Source organism: Arthrobacter sp. MOO21, from assembly GCF_057369995.2.
Genome location: NZ_CM170671.2, coordinates 3,619,442 through 3,638,145, shown reverse-complemented (window position 1 = coordinate 3,638,145; position 18,704 = coordinate 3,619,442). Strand labels below are relative to the sequence as shown.

19 protein-coding genes are annotated in these 18,704 nt (G+C 65.0%); 8 read left to right on the top strand and 11 right to left on the bottom strand.

Annotated elements, in window-relative coordinates; all coding sequences use genetic code 11:
- Window positions 1-26 precede the first annotated feature (26 nt).
- Window positions 27-389, top strand: coding sequence for a UBP-type zinc finger domain-containing protein (locus AC2JAJ_RS16930; RefSeq protein ID WP_486415102.1), 363 nt, complete (start codon window positions 27-29; stop codon window positions 387-389).
- A gap of 262 nt (window positions 390-651) precedes the next feature.
- On the opposite strand, the gene AC2JAJ_RS16925 is transcribed toward AC2JAJ_RS16930, so the two are convergent.
- Entirely contained in the window at window positions 652-2,187 is a 1,536-nt protein-coding gene (locus tag AC2JAJ_RS16925; RefSeq protein ID WP_486415103.1) for an alkaline phosphatase D family protein, read from the bottom strand.
- Window positions 2,188-2,424: 237 nt separating this feature from the next.
- Between AC2JAJ_RS16925 and AC2JAJ_RS16920 the strand changes: the two genes are divergently transcribed.
- The 4 genes from AC2JAJ_RS16920 to comJ all read left to right on the top strand — a co-directional run bounded on the left by AC2JAJ_RS16920 (window position 2,425) and on the right by comJ (window position 6,449).
- The gene (locus tag AC2JAJ_RS16920; protein WP_486415104.1) at window positions 2,425-4,086 is read left to right on the top strand and encodes an alkaline phosphatase D family protein; all 1,662 of its coding nucleotides are present in this window, start codon (window positions 2,425-2,427) and stop codon (window positions 4,084-4,086) included.
- On the top strand, window positions 4,083-5,351 hold the full coding sequence (locus AC2JAJ_RS16915; RefSeq protein WP_486415105.1) for an alkaline phosphatase family protein: 1,269 nt from the start codon (window positions 4,083-4,085) through the stop codon (window positions 5,349-5,351). The genes AC2JAJ_RS16920 and AC2JAJ_RS16915 overlap by 4 nt, the downstream gene beginning before the upstream one ends.
- Window positions 5,352-5,580: 229 nt before the next feature.
- Window positions 5,581-5,931: a hypothetical protein gene (locus AC2JAJ_RS16910; RefSeq protein ID WP_501053213.1), complete on the top strand. Its 351-nt coding sequence runs from the start codon at window positions 5,581-5,583 to the stop codon at window positions 5,929-5,931.
- A gap of 92 nt (window positions 5,932-6,023) precedes the next feature.
- Window positions 6,024-6,449: a competence protein ComJ gene (comJ, locus tag AC2JAJ_RS16905; protein ID WP_486415107.1), complete on the top strand. Its 426-nt coding sequence runs from the start codon at window positions 6,024-6,026 to the stop codon at window positions 6,447-6,449.
- 4 nt (window positions 6,450-6,453) lie between these two features.
- Here the strand turns inward: comJ and AC2JAJ_RS16900 are convergent, their stop codons facing one another.
- Window positions 6,454-6,861, bottom strand: coding sequence for a DUF4259 domain-containing protein (locus tag AC2JAJ_RS16900; protein WP_486415108.1), 408 nt, complete (start codon window positions 6,859-6,861; stop codon window positions 6,454-6,456).
- Between the two features lie 179 nt (window positions 6,862-7,040).
- Between AC2JAJ_RS16900 and AC2JAJ_RS16895 the strand changes: the two genes are divergently transcribed.
- Complete coding sequence (locus tag AC2JAJ_RS16895) at window positions 7,041-7,364, top strand: EthD family reductase (protein WP_486415109.1); 324 nt, start codon at window positions 7,041-7,043, stop codon at window positions 7,362-7,364.
- Here AC2JAJ_RS16895 and AC2JAJ_RS16890 read toward each other — a convergent pair.
- From AC2JAJ_RS16890 to AC2JAJ_RS16850, 9 genes are all read right to left on the bottom strand, one after another.
- The gene (locus AC2JAJ_RS16890; protein WP_486415110.1) at window positions 7,317-7,604 is read right to left on the bottom strand and encodes a hypothetical protein; all 288 of its coding nucleotides are present in this window, start codon (window positions 7,602-7,604) and stop codon (window positions 7,317-7,319) included. The two genes, AC2JAJ_RS16895 and AC2JAJ_RS16890, sit on opposite strands and share 48 nt — an antisense overlap.
- A 302-nt stretch (window positions 7,605-7,906) precedes the next feature.
- Complete coding sequence (nrdF, locus tag AC2JAJ_RS16885; RefSeq protein ID WP_486415111.1) at window positions 7,907-8,881, bottom strand: class 1b ribonucleoside-diphosphate reductase subunit beta; 975 nt, start codon at window positions 8,879-8,881, stop codon at window positions 7,907-7,909.
- Between the two features lie 91 nt (window positions 8,882-8,972).
- Window positions 8,973-11,093 carry a class 1b ribonucleoside-diphosphate reductase subunit alpha gene (gene nrdE, locus AC2JAJ_RS16880; protein WP_486415112.1) on the bottom strand — a complete coding sequence of 707 codons (2,121 nt, stop codon included), beginning with the start codon at window positions 11,091-11,093 and terminating at the stop codon, window positions 8,973-8,975.
- Between the two features lie 20 nt (window positions 11,094-11,113).
- Window positions 11,114-11,584 carry a class Ib ribonucleoside-diphosphate reductase assembly flavoprotein NrdI gene (gene nrdI / locus AC2JAJ_RS16875; protein WP_486416778.1) on the bottom strand — a complete coding sequence of 157 codons (471 nt, stop codon included), beginning with the start codon at window positions 11,582-11,584 and terminating at the stop codon, window positions 11,114-11,116.
- Between the two features lie 121 nt (window positions 11,585-11,705).
- Window positions 11,706-11,951 carry a glutaredoxin-like protein NrdH gene (gene nrdH / locus AC2JAJ_RS16870; protein ID WP_043451057.1) on the bottom strand — a complete coding sequence of 82 codons (246 nt, stop codon included), beginning with the start codon at window positions 11,949-11,951 and terminating at the stop codon, window positions 11,706-11,708.
- Window positions 11,952-12,326: 375 nt separating this feature from the next.
- Window positions 12,327-13,565 (bottom strand): class I SAM-dependent methyltransferase, encoded by a 1,239-nt coding sequence (locus tag AC2JAJ_RS16865; protein ID WP_486415113.1) that lies wholly within the window; start codon window positions 13,563-13,565, stop codon window positions 12,327-12,329.
- Window positions 13,562-14,917: a class I SAM-dependent methyltransferase gene (locus tag AC2JAJ_RS16860; protein ID WP_486415114.1), complete on the bottom strand. Its 1,356-nt coding sequence runs from the start codon at window positions 14,915-14,917 to the stop codon at window positions 13,562-13,564. Before AC2JAJ_RS16860 ends, AC2JAJ_RS16865 begins: the two co-directional genes overlap by 4 nt.
- Window positions 14,914-15,645 (bottom strand): DUF1365 family protein, encoded by a 732-nt coding sequence (locus AC2JAJ_RS16855; RefSeq protein WP_501053481.1) that lies wholly within the window; start codon window positions 15,643-15,645, stop codon window positions 14,914-14,916. Before AC2JAJ_RS16855 ends, AC2JAJ_RS16860 begins: the two co-directional genes overlap by 4 nt.
- 14 nt (window positions 15,646-15,659) lie before the next feature.
- Entirely contained in the window at window positions 15,660-17,060 is a 1,401-nt protein-coding gene (locus AC2JAJ_RS16850; RefSeq protein ID WP_486415115.1) for an NAD(P)/FAD-dependent oxidoreductase, read from the bottom strand.
- 125 nt (window positions 17,061-17,185) lie between these two features.
- Here AC2JAJ_RS16850 and AC2JAJ_RS16845 point away from each other — a divergent pair, with 125 nt between their 5' ends.
- Together AC2JAJ_RS16845 and AC2JAJ_RS16840 are read left to right on the top strand one after the other, a co-directional pair.
- Window positions 17,186-18,103, top strand: a complete 918-nt coding sequence (locus AC2JAJ_RS16845; RefSeq protein WP_486415116.1) for a LysR family transcriptional regulator — start codon at window positions 17,186-17,188, stop codon at window positions 18,101-18,103.
- A 45-nt stretch (window positions 18,104-18,148) separates the two neighbouring features.
- The gene (locus AC2JAJ_RS16840) at window positions 18,149-18,655 is read left to right on the top strand and encodes a DUF2004 domain-containing protein (protein ID WP_221385861.1); all 507 of its coding nucleotides are present in this window, start codon (window positions 18,149-18,151) and stop codon (window positions 18,653-18,655) included.
- Window positions 18,656-18,704: the final 49 nt, after the last annotated feature.

The following is an 18,704-nucleotide window of genomic DNA, read 5'->3' as shown; positions in this document are numbered from 1 at the left end:
GCCTGAGCAGTGTGAATCGAGGACCCATGGACGAGCGACCTACCCCGGGAATCAATCTCTCCGCCACCCCCAGTGGAACCGGGTGCCGGGAGTGCCTCAGCGGAGACGGCCCCGGATGGTGGTTTCATCTGCGCCGCTGCGCGGAATGCGGCCACATTGGATGCTGCGATTCATCGCCTTCCCAACATGCCAGTGCCCACTCGCTAGCGGTGGGACACCCCGTCATGAGGTCCTTTGAACCCGGGGAGGAATGGTTCTACGACATCACGACGAAGAAGTTCTTCCGCGGTCCGCGACTTCCGGATCCGCAGTCCAGGCCACCGGAGCAGCCCTCCCCGGCACCGGAGGACAAAGTGCCGGCGGACTGGCGTGAGCACCTGCACCGCTGAAACCGCGGCCGGAACCAACCGTTGCAAGCCACTTCACCTCGGCAAAGGCCTCGGCGGAACTCTTGAGGAAAACCTGCGGGGAACGTGGGCTGGCGTTCAGGATGAGCCCCTAGCGTAGACGCATGGCCCCACTGCTGGTGGGAGGGGCCTGGAAGAAGGGACAGGGCCGGCGGCCGTGGCATCCCCGTGAGACCGGATGCCGCCCCCCAACCGCCGCCGGCCCGGCCCCTCCACGCGCGGCCAACGCCCCTTCGGCTGGGGGTCAGACGCGCACGGCCCCCGGTCGCCCGTTCTTGACGGCGAAGGAAGCATCCACGACGGCCGGTGAAGTGGTGTCTGCAGCTGAGGGCACGACGAGGTAGTCGCTGCGGAACTCGTCAGCGTTCACGGTGCAGCGGGTCCAGCCGCGCTTATCGGGGTTGATGTAGCGGGTGTGCGGGTTCGCTGGCAGCCCATCCTTGATGGCCTGGGCCCAGCCGCAGCCGGAACTGATGGAGGTCCCAACGAATTCAGTGGTGACGACCCTCGATGCCGGATCCGAGTGGTCGAGCAGGACATCGTTGACGAAGGCTGCGTGCCAATCTCCGCTCAAGATCACGGGATTGGCAGGGTTCTGCTGGTTGATGAAGTTGGTCAGGCGGTTGCGGGACACGACGTAGCCGTCCCACTGGTCGTGGTTCACGGAGAGAGTCTCCGTGGGATCGTAGTCGTACTGGGCCATCATCGTCTGCTGGGCGATGACGTTCCAGCGTGCAGTCGAGGATGAGAGACCGTTGAAGAGCCATTGTTCCTGCGCGTCGCCCATGAGGGTGCGCGAAGGGTCGTAAACATCGGGATGCTGCGGACCGCCGGGAAAGTTCTCGGTCAGCTGGTCGGAACGGTACTGGCGGGTGTCCAGGACATGGAACTTTGCCAGGCTGCCGTAGTCCAGTCCGCGGTACAGGACCATGTCGGGACCGGTGGGGCGCTGCGGCCGGCGCAGCGGAAGGTGCTCGTAGTAGGCCTGGAACGCATTGGCGCGCAGCTGCAGAAACCGCTGGGGTTCGTTGGAAGCTTCGTTGTCGGGCTGGGATATACCGCCCGCCCAGTTGTTTTCAATTTCGTGGTCGTCGAACGTCACGACGAAAGGGAACCGGGCATGCGCTGCCTGCAGGTCGGGTGAGCTCTTGTATTTGGCGTGGTTGTTGCGGAAGTCGGCGAGGGTTTCGTGGTTCCGGCCCTCGTAGGTGTAGTCGCCCACGTGCACAACAAGGTCGAGGTCTTCCTGCGCCATGGTGCGGTAGGCGGCGTATCGGCCACCTGCCCATGACTGACAGGACGCCAGGCCGAAGGTGATCTTCCCGGGATCCGATCCGGGGGCCGGCGCGGTCCGGGTGTGTCCGACGGGGCTTTCCTCGCTCCCGACCCGGAATCGGTACCAGTAGTCCGAGGAGGGGTTGAGCCCTGCGACTTCTGCGTGCACGGAGTGGGCGAGCTCAGGTGCCGCGGTCTCCGTTCCAGCCTTGACGACGGTGCGGAAATCGGGGTCGGTGGCGACCTGCCAGACGACCTGGACCTGGTAGGGCGGCATGCCACCGAGTCCGTCCGCTGCCTGGGGTTCCGGCGCGAGGCGCGTCCACAACACGACGCCATCCCCGGTGGGATCACCGGACGCAACGCCCAAGGTGAACGGGTTCCGGGGGAAACGGGGTTCTGCCCACGCGGGTGCAGCGGAGAAGCCGTAGATGGCAGCGGTGGCGGCTGCACCTCCGGTCAGCGCGAGGAAGCTGCGGCGGGATGTGCCGGGGGAACGTGACATGGTGTCTCCTGAAGGTAGGTGGGATGTCACCGGCCATTCAGCCAAGGGAAACCGTGGGAGGGATGAACCTGATGTGAACGGACCCCGAACCTTGCCGGAGCACTGCCGTATCAACAGGAACACCGGTGCAGGGACCTTCCGGCAGAACCAGGTCCAGTGGAAACATTCACCGCCCAGCGCGTGAATGTTCGGCAAACTCGCGCCTGTCGAGGCTGGACGGTGCGGATACTGGAAAGCATGCGTTTTGTTACCCACCAGTACGTTTCCTCGCCCACGAGGCGCCAAGTCCTTCGATCTGCCGGAATTGCCGCTGTTGCCACTGGGGCCGCAACTCTTGCCGCCTATCCGGCGCACGCAGCAGATCCAGTGTTCGCCCACGGCGTTGCCTCCGGTGATCCGTATCCGGACAGTGTGCTGCTCTGGACCCGCGTGACCCCCAGCGATGACGCCACGCCTGGCTCCGGACTCGGCCCGGCGGTGACAGTGAATTGGGAGGTGGCCACCGACCCTGCCTTCAGCAGGGTTGTCTCAAAGGGCTCTGCGAAGACCGGTCCGGAACGCGACCATACCGTGAAGGTGATCGCCGGCCGGTTGGAGCCGGGCACGCCCTACTGGTACCGCTTCTCGGTCGGCCGCGCCGTGTCCGGCGTCGGCCGGACCAGGACCGCGCCGGCCACCGGTGCTCCGGTGGATCACCTCCGCTTCGGCGTCGTCTCCTGCACCAACTACCAAGCCGGCTACTTCAGCTCTTACCGCCACCTGGCAGAACGCGGGGACCTCGACGCCGTGCTCCACCTGGGCGATTACCTCTACGAGTACGCACCCGGGGAATACCAGGCGAGGGACGCCGTCGTACGTCCTCACGATCCCGCCGTCGAAATGACCACCCTGGCCCATTACCGGCGCCGGCACGCACAGTACAAAACCGATCCTGACCTGCAGGCCCTGCACTTGGCAGCCCCGTTCATCGTCACCTGGGACGACCACGAGGCGGCCAATGATGCGTGGAGCGGAGGTGCGGAGAACCATACCGAGGGCGCAGAAGGGCTTTGGAGCGAACGCCGCGCCGCTGCCAACCAGGCCTATGCAGAGTGGATGCCCGTGCGCTACGAGCCCGGCGGTCCGCTGTTCCGCCGCCTGGATTTCGGCGCCTTGGCCAGCCTGTCCATGCTGGATCTGCGCTCCTACCGGAGCCAGCAGGCGGCAAACGGCGTCGACCCTGCGGTGGACAGCCCGGAACGGACCATCACGGGAGCGGCCCAAATGGACTGGCTGCTCGGCAACCTCACCTCCGGCGGCCCCCAATGGAAGCTGGTGGGCAACCCCGTGATGATTGCCCCCGTCCGCCTTCCATCCACACTCAGCCTTGCCGAGGTCGCGGGGGTCCAGAATCTCATGGGCGGCACCACCGTCGACGGAGTCCCCTACAACGTGGACCAGTGGGACGGCTACGAGGCGGACCGGAGCCGGGTGGTCCGGCACCTGCGGGACCAAGGGATCAAGGACACCGTCTTCCTTACCGGCGACATCCACTCCGGGTGGGCCTGCGACCTCCCCGCCGACCCCCTCACCTACCCCACGACGGGCGACTCGGTGGCGGCGGAACTGGTCTGCACGTCGGTGACCAGCGACAACCTCGACGACATACTTAACGCTCCGCCGCGGACCTCCTCGCTGGCGGTGGAGGCAGCCATCAGGACGGCCAACCCGCACGTGAAGTACCTCGACTTCGACTCGCACGGCTACTCCGTCCTGGACGTCACCCCTGCAGGAGTGCGGATGGACTGGTACGTCCTTGCCGACCGGACCGTGCAAGCGTCAGCGGCCACGCTGGCCACCTCGTTCACGGTCGGTGCCGGCACCGGCAAGGCAGTCCCGGCAACCGGCGGCGTGCTGTGAACCCGGACCGCCGCCAGTTCCTGCGCCTGGCCGGCGCCGGAAGTGCCGCCGTCGTCCTGTCAGCAGCGCCCGGTACCTCCTGGGCCAGCCAGGCGACGAATCCCGGTAACGCACGGACCCGCACGTATGTCCTTGTCATTGACGGCTGCCGGCCCGACGAGATCACCCCCGGGCTGACCCCGCGGCTCGCCGCCCTCCGGGCGGAGGGCACCAACTTTCCTGCCGCACGGTCACTGCCGGTGATGGAGACTATTCCGAATCACGTCATGATGATGACGGGCGTGCGGCCGGACCGGTCGGGGGTTCCGGCCAACTCGGTCTTCGACCCTGCCGAGGGGGCGGTCCGGGACATGGACCGCAGCACCGATCTTCGCTGTCCCACGCTGCTGGAGCGCCTGGGTACGTCCGGCCTCACCACGGCCTCTGTGCTCAGCAAGAAGTATCTGTACGGAATCTTCGGGACCCGGGCGAGCTACCGCTGGGAGCCCTCCCCCTTGCTGCCGGTGACCGGTCATGCCCCTGACGCCGCCACCATGGATGCCCTGCTGGCCATCGTCAGCGGCCCCGACCCGGACTTCACGTTCACCAACCTTGGCGACGTTGACCGTCTGGGCCACTCCGACCTGTCCGGCACCACCCTGCAGGCGGCCCGCAATACTGCCCTTGCAGATACTGACCTTCAGGTGGGCCGGTTCGTGGACCATCTTGTGGGCACCGGCAAGTGGGACTCCAGCGTCCTGATGGTGCTGGCGGACCACTCCATGGACTGGTCATTGCCCAGCAATGTGATTTCGATAGACCTGGTCCTCCGGGGCCGGCCGGATCTGCAGAACTCGGTCACGCTCGCACAAAACGGTGGTGCCGACCTCTTGTACTGGACCGGACCTTCTGACCAGAAGGCTGCCGGGCTCGAGTCCGTGCGCTCCCTGGTCCAGTCACACCCGGGTGTGCTGTCGGTGCACGATCCTGCCGAACTGAGGCTGGGGGTGGAGGCCGGGGACATGGTGGTCTTTTGCCGCGCCGGCTGGCGGTTCTCGGACCCGTACGTCGTCTCGAACCCCATTCCGGGCAACCACGGCCATCCGGCCACCGAGCCCATCCCGTTCTTCATCTCCGGCGGCAGCCCCAAGGTAGCCCGCGGCGGCACGTCCTCCGAACCGGCGCGGACAGTGGATGTGGCACCCACCATCGGTGCCCTCTACGGCCTCGAGGCACCCAGGGGCGGATATGACGGCGTTGCCAGGACATCGGGGTTCGTCCCCTGATACAGCAGTCCTCATGCGGGACCAGGTCGAAAGGGCATTAGGCAACAAGGAGGGGTTCCAGCCCCTCCTTGTTTCCTTTTCCTGCAATTCCGCACCACGCGGGCACCGCCGGAGAACGTTTCATCGATAGTGACGCATACCGCCCTGTCCCCCTTCTTGCACGGCGGCCGCCGGGCTACGATCCCCTTAGACCACCGCGCACAGAGTGCGGTGAGAAATTGGGGCAAAGATGGACCACCCGGGGAGCTGCGGCAACACCGGCGGGGGTGCGGAAGCAGGCAGCTGGAAGCCGTTGCGGGCTCCTCGGACGGGAGCGCTCACCGCCGTCTGGGTCGGTGTCCTGATGGCTCTGTCGGGTTGCACGTCGGCGTCCTCGCTCCAGTCAGGCGTGCAGCGAAATGCAGCGCCGGCCAACCCAGTCCCGGTCTTCAGCGTCCTCGGTGCTGTATCGGCGGTGGTCATGATCGTGCTGGCCATCCTGGCGACCTACGCCCTGGTCCTGGCCATCATCTACCTCCGGCTGCGGATCGCCGAGCTGAAGCGGACCGCTCCCCCGCAGAACCGGCCGCCGGCCCCATGACCAGACCAAATGCCAGGCCCCGAGTGGGTGCTGATGTACAAGACCAACACGGCAGAGCAGTCATCAGCGGCAAGAACCGGCATCGAATGACCATGGACGCCGAATTCAACGTCTTCACCGACTTCAACCAGTTCACCGTCTCCGACCAGAGCGCAAACTTCGAAGACCTCGCTCAGAAGTGGACTGACGAAACAGTCGAGGCAATGTTCGTCCAGGGTGACCGGTACATCGCCGTAGGCACGATGCGCAATTTCTATGCACCCGTCCTGGTCCGGCTCAACTCGGAGCGCTCCTTCACTGGCAAGGTCGACAAAACAGCGACAGGCATCCTGCATGTTCCGACCGGAGTCCTGGAGGTGTCAGGGCCCACGGACAACGGACTCAGCGGTGGGACAATAGGGGTTCCGCCCGGCACCTACCGCGTCGAGGTGCAGTACCTCAATCTCGGATCAGTGGACGCGGACGGCATCGAGGGCGAAGACCGCTACATGATCACACTCACCGAGGCCGCCACGTAGACCCTCACGCCCCTTGGCGCAGGCCCATCCTCAGCCGCTCCGCCAGGTCGTCAAGGGATTCGCGCCATTCCGGTTCGTCGGCGTCGTCCCACAGCTCAGCCAGCTCTGACTCCTCCCCCGCGACCCGTTCGACCGCTTCCACGGCCATCTCCACATCCTCGGCGGTGATCTCCGCCCCGTGGGCGGTCACCCAGTCGGTGACGTTCTTCGGCAGGTCGCCCAGCGGGTTGCCCTGGCTGGCCGCGGTGACCTCGGCGGCGGCGAGGGCAATGGCCCCCTCCGGCGCTTCCACATACCTGAGGCCCGCCTTTGCCAGCGCCTTGCGCACGACATCCGCCCCGCCGGCTTCGAGTTCCTCCAGCCAGTCCAGTGCGTCGTCGTTCTCGAACGGCAGGTAGCCCCAAGCGCCCATCAATCGCCCCTCCGGTTGGTGTGTCGGCACCACTATGGCAGATCCTGCCCGAGGCGCACAGCATCTTCCGAGGTCCAATCAGCCGGGATGCTACAAACAGTAGACGGCAACCTCTGGATCTCTAGGCGGCCGGTTGGTAATTTGAGGCTCCGCTCATATCCGGTGGATGCGAGGCAATCATGATCAAAAGGCTGACCAGCTGGCAGGTCAAAGGCGGGCTGGACCATGAAGAGGCAGTTCAACGATGGCTGACGCAGCATGTCCCCCTGGTGCTGGCAGTTCCCGGGGTGCGGGCATACGTTCAGAATCGCTGCGTCCCAGCACTCGATGGAGGAAGTCCACCTTACGCAGGCCTGGGCGAAGTCTGGTTCGATAGTCGTGAGTCTGCATTGGCAGCGACGCAGTCCCCGGAATGGTCGGCTGTGATTGCCGATGCCCGCGAGTTCATGGACATGTCATCGATTGTCGTGGCTTGGGCGGATGAGCATCCGGCTGCAAGCTAAACATCGGAATCCTCCTGAGCGGAAGTCGAGATGCCCGTGAGCTGTTGCCGGCTCGGCCACGTCTTGGGAGTGGACGACGGTGTAGCGGGTGGGTCCGTCCAGCCAGGAGTGGATGCCGGTGTATTCCTCGACGAACAACCCATCACCGAGCAGTCCCCGCTGCTCGAGCAGGTCGTAGACAACTTTCCAGGCGAGATCCATCAGCTCGTGGATCGCCGCCTCCACCGTTGGAGCCGTCATAGCTCCATGGTGCTCCCGGGCACCGACATCCTCAGGGAGGCGCGGGGGCGTGTCAGGCCCGGCAGGACGCGGAGGCCTTGACGACCTCGATGATCCGGTCCACTGCCCCCGTGGGACTGCTGCGGCAGGGTCTCCGTTCTTGACGAAGATCGTAACGAGGCTGACCGACGACAGAGTTCCAGAACAAGCACCATCCAGTTGGTAGCGCGTCCAGCAACTAGATGGTGCTTGTTTATCAGATCCCACCGAATGACGAGTCAATCTGCCCTGACTCTGGCTCCTGGTGGTAAAGCCGAATCGAACTAGAAGTCCCAGTCCTCGTCTTCGGTGTTGACGGCCTTGCCGATCACGTAGGAGGATCCGGACCCCGAGAAGAAGTCGTGGTTCTCGTCCGCGTTCGGGGAGAGTGCCGAGAGGATGGCCGGGTTCACGTCGGTGACGGACGCCGGGAACATCGCCTCGTAGCCCAGGTTCATCAGCGCCTTGTTGGCGTTGTAGTGCAGGAACTTCTTGACGTCCTCGGCCAGGCCCACGCCGTCGTACAGGTCGTGGGTGTACTGGACCTCGTTCTCGTACAGCTCGAAGAGCAGCTCGAACGTGTAGTCCTTGATCTCCTGGCGGCGCTCCTCGGACACGGTCTCCAGTCCGCGCTGGAACTTGTAGCCGATGTAGTAGCCGTGCACGGCCTCGTCGCGGATGATCAGGCGGATCAGGTCGGCCGTGTTCGTCAGCTTGGCGCGCGAGGACCAGTACATGGGCAGGTAGAAGCCCGAGTAGAACAGGAAGCTCTCGAGCAGCGTGGACGCCACCTTGCGCTTCAGGGGGTCGTCGCCCTGGTAGTAGTCCATGACGATCTGCGCCTTCTTTTGAAGGTTCTCGTTCTCGGTGGACCAGCGGAACGCCTCGTCGATCTCCTTGGTGGAGGCCAGCGTGGAGAAGATGGAGGAGTAGCTCTTGGCGTGGACCGACTCCATGAACGCGATGTTCGTGTAGACGGCTTCCTCGTGCGGGGTCAGCGCATCCGGGATCAGCGAAACCGCGCCCACGGTGCCCTGGATGGTGTCCAGCAGGGTCAGGCCGGTGAACACGCGCATGGTGAGCTGCTGCTCAACCGGCGTCAGCGTGTTCCAGGACTGGACGTCGTTGGACAGCGGCACCTTCTCCGGCAGCCAGAAGTTGTTGACCAGGCGGTTCCAGACCTCCACGTCCTTGTCGTCCTGGATGCGGTTCCAGTTGATGGCCTCGACGTGGCTCAGAAGCTTGACCTTCTCGGTCATGTCATCCCCTCAATGTTGGGTGGTTCTCTAAGTTAAAGCGTACGACGGCGGGCGGTCGCCCGCCGTCGTACAGGCAAGATTTAGTTGAAGATTAAAGTGCGCAGGAGACGCAACCCTCAACCTCGGTCCCTTCCAGCGCAAGCTGGCGGAGGCGGATGTAGTAGAGGGTCTTGATGCCCTTGCGCCACGCGTAGATCTGGGCCTTGTTGATGTCGCGGGTGGTGGCGGTGTCCTTGAAGAACAGCGTCAGGGACAGGCCCTGGTCCACGTGCTGGGTGGCAGCGGCGTAGGTGTCGATGATCTTCTCGTAGCCGATCTCGTACGCGTCCTGGTAGTAGTCCAGGTTGTCGTTGGTGAGGTATGGCGCCGGGTAGTAGACGCGGCCGATCTTGCCTTCCTTGCGGATCTCGATCTTGGCCGCCACCGGGTGGATGGAGGACGTCGAGTTGTTGATGTAGGAGATCGAGCCCGTGGGCGGCACGGCCTGCAGGTTCTGGTTGTAGATGCCGTGCTCCATGACGGAGGCCTTCAGCTCGCGCCAGTCATCCTGGGTGGGGATGTGGTGGCCGGCGAACAGTTCGCGGACGCGCTCGGTCTCGGGGAGCCACTCCTGCTCGGTGTACTTGTCGAAGAACTCCCCCGACGCATACTTCGAGTGCTCGAAGCCGCCGAACGTCTGGCCGGTTTCGATCGCGAGCCTGTTCGAAGCACGCAGGGCGTGGAACAGCACGGTGTAGAAGTAGATGTTGGTGAAGTCCAGGCCCTCTTCGGAACCGTAGTGGACCCGCTCCCGGGCCAGGTAGCCGTGCAGGTTCATCTGGCCCAGGCCGATGGCGTGGGACTTCGCATTGCCCTCGGCCACGGACGGCACCGAGTTGATGTAGGACATGTCCGACACCGCGCTCAGCGCGCGGATGGCCGTCTCAATGGAAGCACCGAAGTTCGGCGAATCCATCGTCTTGGCAATGTTCATGGACCCGAGGTTGCAGGAGATGTCCTTGCCAACGGTCTGGTAGGTAAGGTCCTCGTTGTAGATCGAGGGCGTGGAAACCTGCAGGATCTCCGAGCACAGGTTGCTCATGGTGATCTTGCCGGCAATCGGGTTGGCCCGGTTCACGGTGTCCTCGAACATGATGTACGGGTAGCCGGACTCGAACTGGATCTCCGCGAGGGTCTGGAAGAACTCGCGGGCGCTGATCTTGGTCTTCTTGATCCGGGAATCGTCCACCATCTCGTAGTACTTCTCGGTGACCGAGACGTCAGAGAACGGCATGCCATAGACGCGTTCGACGTCGTACGGCGAGAAGAGGTACATGTCCTCGTTCTTCTTGGCCAGCTCGAACGTGATGTCCGGGATGACGACGCCCAGGGAGAGCGTCTTGATGCGGATCTTCTCGTCGGCGTTCTCCCGCTTGGTGTCCAGGAACCGGTAGATGTCCGGGTGGTGGGCGTGCAGGTACACGGCACCGGCGCCCTGGCGGGCACCGAGCTGGTTGGCGTAGGAGAAGCTGTCTTCGAGGAGCTTCATCACGGGGATGACGCCGGAGGACTGGTTCTCGATCTGCTTGATCGGAGCGCCGTGCTCGCGGATGTTGGTCAGCGACAGGGCAACACCACCGCCGCGCTTGGAGAGCTGCAGCGCGGAGTTGATGCCGCGGGCGATCGACTCCATGTTGTCTTCGATGCGGAGCAGGAAGCACGAGACGAGTTCGCCGCGCTGGGCCTTTCCGGCGTTGAGGAACGTGGGCGTTGCCGGCTGGAAGCGGCCGTCGATGATCTCGTCCACCAGGTGGGTGGCAAGCTCCTCGTTGCCGCGGGCCAGGTGCATGGCCACCATGCAGACGCGGTCCTCGTAGCGCTCCAGGTAGCGCTTGCCGTCAAACGTCTTCAGCGTGTAGGAGGTGTAGAACTTGAAGGCGCCCAGGAAGGTCTCGAACCGGAACTTCTTTTTGTAGGCGCGGTTGAACAGGTCACGGATGAAGTTCATCGTGTACTGGTCCAGCGTCTCGCGCTCGTAGTACTGGTTCTTCACCAGGTAGTCGAGCTTCTCCTCCAGGTCGTGGAAGAACACGGTGTTGTTGTTCACGTGCTGCAGGAAGTACTGGTGGGCTGCCTCGCGGTCGGCGCCGAACTGGATCTCGCCGTTGGGACCGTACAGGTTCAGCATGGCGTTCAGCTCATGGTAGCCAAGGCCCTTGAAGGCGGCCGGCATCTCGGGCTTCTGGGCCCTGGTTACTTCTGTGTCTGCGACAGTCGTGTCCAAAACGTGTCCAATCCCTTGTTTACGCGGGCCACGTCTTCTGGCGTGCCCATTAGTTCAAATCGATAAAGGTGGGGCACCTGGCATTTGGCGGCGATGATGTCCGCTGCCAGGCAGTAGTTGTCCCCGAAATTCGTGTTCCCGGCCCCGATGACCCCGCGGAGCAACTCCCTGTTCTGCGGGTTGTTCAGGAACCGGATGACCTGCTTGGGAACGGACCCCTCTCCCCCGGTGCCGCCATACGTCGGCACCACCAGCACGAACGGCCGGGTGGCAAGAAGGGGTGCGTCCTTCGCATAGAGCGGGATCCGGGCCACCTCGCGGCCCAGCTTCGAGACGAAGCGGCTGGTGTTCTCGGATGCCGAGGAAAAGTAGATGAGCCGGCTGCTGGTTCGGACCGGTTCCGGGTCACTTTGCGGACCGGCCGGCTGTGACACACCCACGCGCTGAGCCGCGTGTAGTGAAGCCGCGTGTAGTGAAGCCACGTGGTCCTGCTGCGCTGTGGGTGATGCCATGGGAGTCACCTCAGCTGGTTGACGGTTGCCGGTTGGAAAGATGTGGCTCCTAGGCCACGGAGGTGACAGCGGAGAGGGCAAGTTCCTCGATCTTGTCGGGGCGGAAGCCTGACCAGTGGTCCTGGTCCGTGACCACAACGGGTGCCTGCATGTAGCCAAGTGCCTTCAGGCGCTCGAGGGCCTCGGCGTCCTGGGAGATGTCCACGCTCTGGTAGGTGATGCCCTTTTTGTCGAGAGCACGGTAGGTGGCGTTGCACTGAACACAAGCAGGCTTCGTGTAAACCGTTACGGTCATTGTCGCTGTCCCCTTAGTCGAAATCTTCGCTGGTTCGGTGTCCCCGTCCAAGCTGTATGTAGATACTACATGTAGTGCAGGCGCCTCTTCGGAACCCCAAGATGATGTATTACAAGTATGTCATTTAATGCACCTTTAATCCACAGGGAGGAGCCTTCAAAATGTCCGGAATCCCGGCGTTTTTGCGGACGGAATCCACATCCTGTGGAGTACTTAGCCACATTTAACGGCCAGCGTGTCGCGGAAAAGACGGCGTGTCGCGCCCCCGGCCTGGGCGCCCCGCAGGCACCAAAAAGGGGCCCCGGAGTGACCTCCGGAACCCCCATGGGTGACTAAACGCACGCCCGGGCGAGGATGCCTGGGCGGCGGGGCCCGCTAGAGCGGGGCGGGCCTGCTGCAGAGGATCTGCTCCACCCCCATCCGCCCCTCGGCAAAGCTCCGGAGGGCACCCACCAGGTACAGCCGCCACACCCGGACGACTTCCGGACCCATCATGGCCTCGGCGCGTTCCTGGTTTTCCTCGAACGTGGCGTACCAGGCTTCCAGGGTGTGCACGTAGTGCCTGCGCATTCCCTCGACGCTCTCCACCTCAAGGCCTGCGCCTTCCAGGAAGTCCAGTGTCTCCCCCACGGGACGCATGTGCATGTCCGGGGCAATGAAGGACTCGATGAAGGGGCCGCCGCCGGGGTGCCGGCCGCGGCGCGACATTTGCTGGACCAGGACCCTGCCGCCCGGCACCAGGTTGTCGAACAGCGCCCTGGCATAGATGGGGTAGTTCTTCTGCCCCACGTGTTCCCCCATTTCCAGGGAGGCGACGGCGTCGAAGGGCCCGTCCGGGATCTCGCGGTAATCCTGCACCCGGATCTCCACCCGGTCCTCCAGTCCGTGCTCCCGGATCCGGCCGTCAATGAAGGCCTTCTGTTCCACGGACAGCGTGACACCCACAACTCTGGCGCCGTAGTGCCGTGCGGCATGCAGGCTCAGGGAACCCCAGCCGCAGCCGACATCCAGCATCCGCATGCCGGGTGTGAGGCCGATCTTCCGGCACACCAGGTCCAGCTTGTCGCGCTGGGCATCCTCGACGCCGTATCCAGGCCCCGGAGCCTCGGTCCAGTAGCCGCTGGAGTAGGCCATCTGCGGGTCCAGGATCAATCCGTAGAAATCGTTGCTGAGGTCATAGTGGTGGCTGATCGCCGCACGGTCGCGGATCAGGCTGTGCAGGCGTCCGGAGACTTTGGCCTGCGTGGCCGGCGGCGCGGGCGGGGTGCCCAGCGCGCCGGCCGCCCGGGCGATCCTTCCGATGCCGGCGATCACAGCGGGGGTGGGCCGGATCCCGGACAGGCGGCGCCGGCGCACCACCTCCCACAGCTGCTGCAGGGCCGAATTGAGGTCGCCGTCGATGTCCAGCTCACCGGTAACGTACGCCTGGGCTGCGCCCAGTTCCCCCGGGGCCCACAGGAGGCGCCGGATGGCGTCGGGGCTGTTGAGCCGGACCACGGGAGCGTCGGCGGGTCCTGCCTCGGAGCCGTCCCAGACCTTCAGGCGGACGGGCAGGTCCCCGCCGACCACGGGCCGGAGGGCATCGGCGATGGTCTCCGCCAGGGCAGCCGTCACAGCGCGGCCCCGCGCCCGGGTGCGCTTCTCTTCCGGTCCAGCACGATCTGCTGGACATCCAGGTAGCCGGATGCGAAACCTGCCCTGGAGTAGCAGAGGTAGAACAGCCACATGCGCTGGAAGACTGCATCGAAGCCCAGCTCCGAAACCTCTTCCTGCCTCTCCATGAAGCGCTCCTCCCACAGCCGCAGGGTCTCGGCGTAATGCTCGCCGAAGGCCAGCCGTTCGCGCACCTGCAGCCCGGTCTGCTGCTCGGTGACTTCCTCGATGGCCCGCACCGAGGGGATCACCCCGCCCGGGAAGATGTACTTGTGCACCCAGGTGTATCCGGTGCGGGTGGCCAGGAGGCGGTCGTGGGCGATGGTGATGGCCTGGATGGCCACCTTGCCGCCCGGCGCCAGGAGCCGCTCGATGGTCTGGAAATAGGTGGCCCAGTACTGGTAGCCCACCGCTTCGATCATTTCGACCGAGACCACGGCGTCGTACTCGCCTTCAACCGCGCGGTAGTCCTTAAGCTCGATCGTGACGGCGTCGGTATACCCGGCCTCGGCGACCCGTTTCCGGGCGAGTTCCTGCTGTTCGCTGGACAGCGTCACCGAATAGACGGTGGCGCCGCGGGCGGCGGCGCGCAGGGCCAGCTCGCCCCAGCCGGTGCCGATCTCCAGGAGCCGGGTTCCGGGCCCGACGGCGGCCTTGTCCAGCAGGCGGTCGATCTTCGCCTGCTGGGCGGCGGCGAAGCCGTCCCGGCCGGAGTTGCGGACGGCACCTTCCGCGGACGGGAACAGTGCGCTGGAGTACGACATGGTGGGGTCGAGGAACGTGGCGAACAGTTCGTTGGAGAGGTCGTAGTGCCTGGAGATGTTGGAACGCGTGTTCTCCAGGGAATTGCGTTCGCTGCGTGGCTGGCGCGGCAGGAACAGAGCGCGCAGTTTCTGCAGCGGCTCCGGGACCAGGGTCCCGGCCCGGGCAGCAAAGACTTCAAGGACAGCGGTGAGGTTGTCCGCGTCCCAGTCGCCTGCCATATAGGACTCGCCGAATCCGATCAGGCCGCCGTCGCCCAGGCGGCGGGCGAAGTCACCGGGCCGGTGGATGGTCATAACGGGCGCGCCGGCGGGCGCGGATCCCAGGACCTCGCCGTCGGGGTACCTTACCTCCAGCGGAAGATGGCGGACCGCGGCCTTGAAGATGCCGGCGGCAATGCGCGCCGCAACGTCGGCCCTGAATCCGGCCGGAAGCGCTGCGATGCCCGGCCAGACCGCAGCATCGATGACCGCGGGAGGGCGCGGCACTGTGTACGGGACGCTCCCGGAGGCGGCCGCCGTCGTGGTTCCGTTGTCGTCCGTCATTGTCATTGAACTGCCTCCTGTGAAGGGTGGTGTGGTCTTGCGACGACGGGCAGGCGCCGTGCCCAGAGTTTAACGCCCTGCACCCTGATCAGGGCGGATACCAGCAGTGGCGCGGCCGGCACGGCGCATGCCGCAGCCAGGATGTTGCGGACCGTTGCCGGCCGGCGCGTGCCATCCATGGTGGCGACGAACGGCCGGTGCCCAACACGTTCCAGGACGATCGAGACGGCGAGCCGTTCGCCGGGGGCGGGCAGCTTCATCCGGTAGTGCCCGTCCACGTCGTTGAAGGGCGACACGTAGAACGCTTTCGGAACGGAGGCGCGCCCCGCGGGGTCCGTCTGCAGCAGGTAGCAGTGCCGCTCGCCGTAGGTGTTGTGGACCTCGGCCACCACACACTGGAGCTCGCCGCTGGAGCGGTAGCACCAGAACAGGGTCAGCGGGTTGAAGACGTAGCCGAACACCCGTGCGCTGGCCAGCATGTGGATGGGACCGCCGTCGGGCTCGATGCCCTGGGTTTGCAGGTATCGCTCCACGTTGGACCGGATGCTGGCGTCCGGATCGCCGAGATGGTCGGCGGCGCGGAAGACCGCCAGGGGCCGGAGCGGGAGCGGCAGGCGCGGCAGGCGGTCGACGTCGACAAACCAGCTGTAGCTGCGGTAGGTGAAGGCGTTCTTCAGCGGGGAGTGCCGCACGTGGGAGATCGAGGTGCGGTAGATGGCTGCACTGGTGGACATGGTGCGCCCGCTGCTCATGCAGCCTCCGCCGCGGACAACAGTTCCCGTTCGCCGTCACCGGAGCTGTGCTGCGGGCCTTGCGGCCTGGCGGCCGGCCAGGTGCGTCCAAGCTTTTCGGCCGCCCGGACACCGGAGAGCGCGCCGTCCTCATGGAAACCCCAGCCCAGGTAGGCCCCCGCGTACGCGATCCGGCCGTCGCTGAGGGCGGTGATGGCCTGCTGGGCCTTCAGTGATTCCGGGGTGTACTGCGGGTGCTCGTACACCATCCTTTCGAGGACAGCGTCATCGGAGATCAGTTCCGACTCCCCCAGGCTCACCAAATAGCGCCGGCCGTCACCGGGTACCAGCCGTTGCAGCCGGGTCAGGTCGTAGCTGACCAGGACCTTGTCCGGGCGGGCGTCGCAGGATGGCAGCCGGTAGTTCCACGAGGCCTTGGCGTTATCCGCTGCGGGCAGGACAGCCGGGTCCTGGTGGAACACCGTGTGGTTCACCGAGTACGGCATCCCGCCGAGCGCTTCCTTCTCTCCGGGCGTCGCGTCGGCCAGGAACCCGAGTGCCTGGGCGGGATGGGTGGCAATCACGACGGCGTCAAAGTGTTCCAGCCCGTCCGCGGTTGCCAGCTCCACTCCTTCGGGCAGCCGCCGGATGGCGGTAACGGAAGCGTTGAGCCGGACGTCGTTCAGCGTTGCGGCGAGCTTCTCCACGTACCGGGCCGAGCCGCCGGTGACTGTGCGCCACTGGGGAGAGCCCTTGATGCCCAGCAGGCCGTGGTGGCCGAGGAACGTGAAAAGGTAACGGGCCGGATAGGCCAGGGCGGTGGTGGGATCGCAGGACCAGACCGCACTCACCACGGGGGTCATGAAGTGGGAGATGAAGTACGGGCTGAATTTTTCCCGTTCCAGGAACTCGCCAAGCGTCAGTTCCGGGACCTCCACCTCAGTGCTGATGGCCGACGGCGGCGCCGCCTTGAGCAGTTCGCGCGCCTTGCGGTAGAAACGGGTGACTTCCAGCAGCATCAGCAGGTAGCGGCCACGCAGCAGGCTGGACGGCCGGGCGATGATCCCGCGGGCGCCCCCTCGTGCACCGGCGTACTCCAGCCCGCAGCCGTCGCAGCGGATGGACATGCTCATCTCGGAGTCCTGGGTCTCCACGCCGAGCTCGGCAAACAGCCGCAGCAGGGTGGGGTACGTGCGCTCGTTGTGCACGATAAAACCGGTGTCGACGCCGAGGACAGTCCCGTCAGGCTGCGGCATGTCGTGCGTGTGGGCATGGCCGCCCAGCCGGGAATCGGCTTCGAAAAGGGTGACGTCGTCCTCCCGGTTGAGCACGTAGGCCGCCGTGAGTCCTGCCACGCCGCTGCCGATCACGGCGATGCGCCGGCGTCCTCCTGCACTTGCTGCTGGATTGGATGACAACTGATGCTCCTCTGCTGAACATTTGCCCGTGATGGGTATACAGAGGGCAATTCGGCACGCGGTGGCCACCGGATGGGTGCGCGTTGCAGCTTCTTCGCCGGAAGGCGGCGGAGTACTGTGGGCTGGTGGTGAATCCGGTGCATCTGAAAACCCTGCTGGAAGTGACACGGCTGGGATCGTTCGCGGCGGCGGCTGCGACGCTTGGTTACACGGCCTCCGCTGTTTCCCAACAGATGACGGCGCTGGAACGGGAGACGGGCGTAACCCTCTTCCAGCGTTCGGCGCGCAGCGTGGTCCCCACGGAAGCCGCCGTCGTCATGACCCGCCATGCCGCCAAAGTGCTCACGGACATCGAGGCGCTGATGGCCGCCGCGTCCAGGGCGAAGGACACCGAAAGCCAGGAACTGCGGCTGGGGATCTTTCCCAGCCTGGCCACCTACGTCCTGCCCCGCATTTTGAAGAACCCCGCGTGGAAGAACCTGGGCATCGACCTGCGGGTGTCAGTGGCAGAGCCCGGCCAGACCATCCAGGGCCTCCGCACGGGCGGTGACCTGGACCTGGCCGTCGTGTTCCAGGTGGGGCAGACCGGGTTCGCCTGGCCCAACACCATCAACCGGCAATGGATCGGCGACGACGATTTCCGGGTGGTGCTGCCCGCGGGCTGGGGCTTCCGCGCCGATGCGAAGGTGGCCGCGGACCACCTCTCGGAGATGCCCTGGATCATGCACCACCCCGGCACCAGCGACGCGATGGTCATCGAACGGCTCTTCGCCGGCTGCAACCTGCATCCGCGGGTGGTGGCGCACAGCGACGATTTCCACGCGAGCCTGGAGATGGCCGCCGCGGGCCTGGGTGCCGCCCTTGTCCCGGAACTGGCCCTGCGGAACAAACCGCAGGGAATCGTGGTGCTGGACGTGCCGGAAATCCGGTTGGCACGCAACGTCTTTGCCCTGCTGATCAACGACAGGAAGACGGCCAGGGTACAGCTGTTCGTGGATCTGCTGGCAGAAACACTCGCCGGGATGCGCACGTCGGTGAATTAGGCCGGAACGCTGGAATGGTCTGCACTTCGGGTCTATGTTGAGACTATGAACAAGGTAGCGAGCCAGCACTTTGGAGAGATCGAGCTCAACCACGGCCGGGATCACTTCATCGCCGCCAAGCACGAGCTGCGCGGCCACCCGCTGGAACTCGACCTGAACATCACCGCCCACGACCACTTCGATGAAGCCGCACTCCGCAAGGTGGACTACCGGCTGCGGTTCCTGCCCGAACTGGTGGACGAGGTGCGCGACATGATCGCCGAGGAACTGGAACAGGAAGGCACCAGCCCCCAGGAGTACCTGCACTTCCACTGCAATGCCCTCAAGGACGAGCACCTGCAAAAGGTGTTCGGTGTCCAGGACCGCAGCCAGCTCACCAACGAGGTCTTCCTGAAGGCACTGAAGCTGGGCCACGTGGGGATCTACCCGGGCCAGCCGGAGCGCTACTTCGTCATGGACTTCACCCTGGGCGAGCACTTTACGGATGAGGTGCTGGTGGCGTCGGCGGATGAAGACGGCGTGGTGGACGACGAAATCGTCTGGGAGTCCTGAACCCGCCCTTTAAAACGCAACGCCCGGCTGGTCACCGAGGTGACCAGCC

Bases quoted from the DNA above. Each gene is read 5' to 3' on its own strand.
- AC2JAJ_RS16930 (WP_486415102.1), top strand. From the start codon at position 27: ATGGACGAGCGACCTACCCCGGGAATCAATCTCTCCGCCACCCCCAGT.
- nrdE (WP_486415112.1), bottom strand. From the start codon at position 11,093: ATGCCGGCCGCCTTCAAGGGCCTTGGCTACCATGAGCTGAACGCCATG.
- comJ (WP_486415107.1), top strand. From the start codon at position 6,024: ATGGACGCCGAATTCAACGTCTTCACCGACTTCAACCAGTTCACCGTC.
- AC2JAJ_RS16840 (WP_221385861.1), top strand. From the start codon at position 18,149: ATGAACAAGGTAGCGAGCCAGCACTTTGGAGAGATCGAGCTCAACCAC.
- nrdH (WP_043451057.1), bottom strand. From the start codon at position 11,951: ATGACCGTAACGGTTTACACGAAGCCTGCTTGTGTTCAGTGCAACGCC.
- AC2JAJ_RS16910 (WP_501053213.1), top strand. From the start codon at position 5,581: ATGGACCACCCGGGGAGCTGCGGCAACACCGGCGGGGGTGCGGAAGCA.
- AC2JAJ_RS16895 (WP_486415109.1), top strand. From the start codon at position 7,041: ATGATCAAAAGGCTGACCAGCTGGCAGGTCAAAGGCGGGCTGGACCAT.
- AC2JAJ_RS16855 (WP_501053481.1), bottom strand. From the start codon at position 15,645: ATGTCCACCAGTGCAGCCATCTACCGCACCTCGATCTCCCACGTGCGG.
- AC2JAJ_RS16860 (WP_486415114.1), bottom strand. From the start codon at position 14,917: ATGACAATGACGGACGACAACGGAACCACGACGGCGGCCGCCTCCGGG.
- nrdF (WP_486415111.1), bottom strand. From the start codon at position 8,881: ATGACCGAGAAGGTCAAGCTTCTGAGCCACGTCGAGGCCATCAACTGG.
- AC2JAJ_RS16920 (WP_486415104.1), top strand. From the start codon at position 2,425: ATGCGTTTTGTTACCCACCAGTACGTTTCCTCGCCCACGAGGCGCCAA.
- AC2JAJ_RS16900 (WP_486415108.1), bottom strand. From the start codon at position 6,861: ATGGGCGCTTGGGGCTACCTGCCGTTCGAGAACGACGACGCACTGGAC.
- AC2JAJ_RS16925 (WP_486415103.1), bottom strand. From the start codon at position 2,187: ATGTCACGTTCCCCCGGCACATCCCGCCGCAGCTTCCTCGCGCTGACC.
- AC2JAJ_RS16890 (WP_486415110.1), bottom strand. From the start codon at position 7,604: ATGACGGCTCCAACGGTGGAGGCGGCGATCCACGAGCTGATGGATCTC.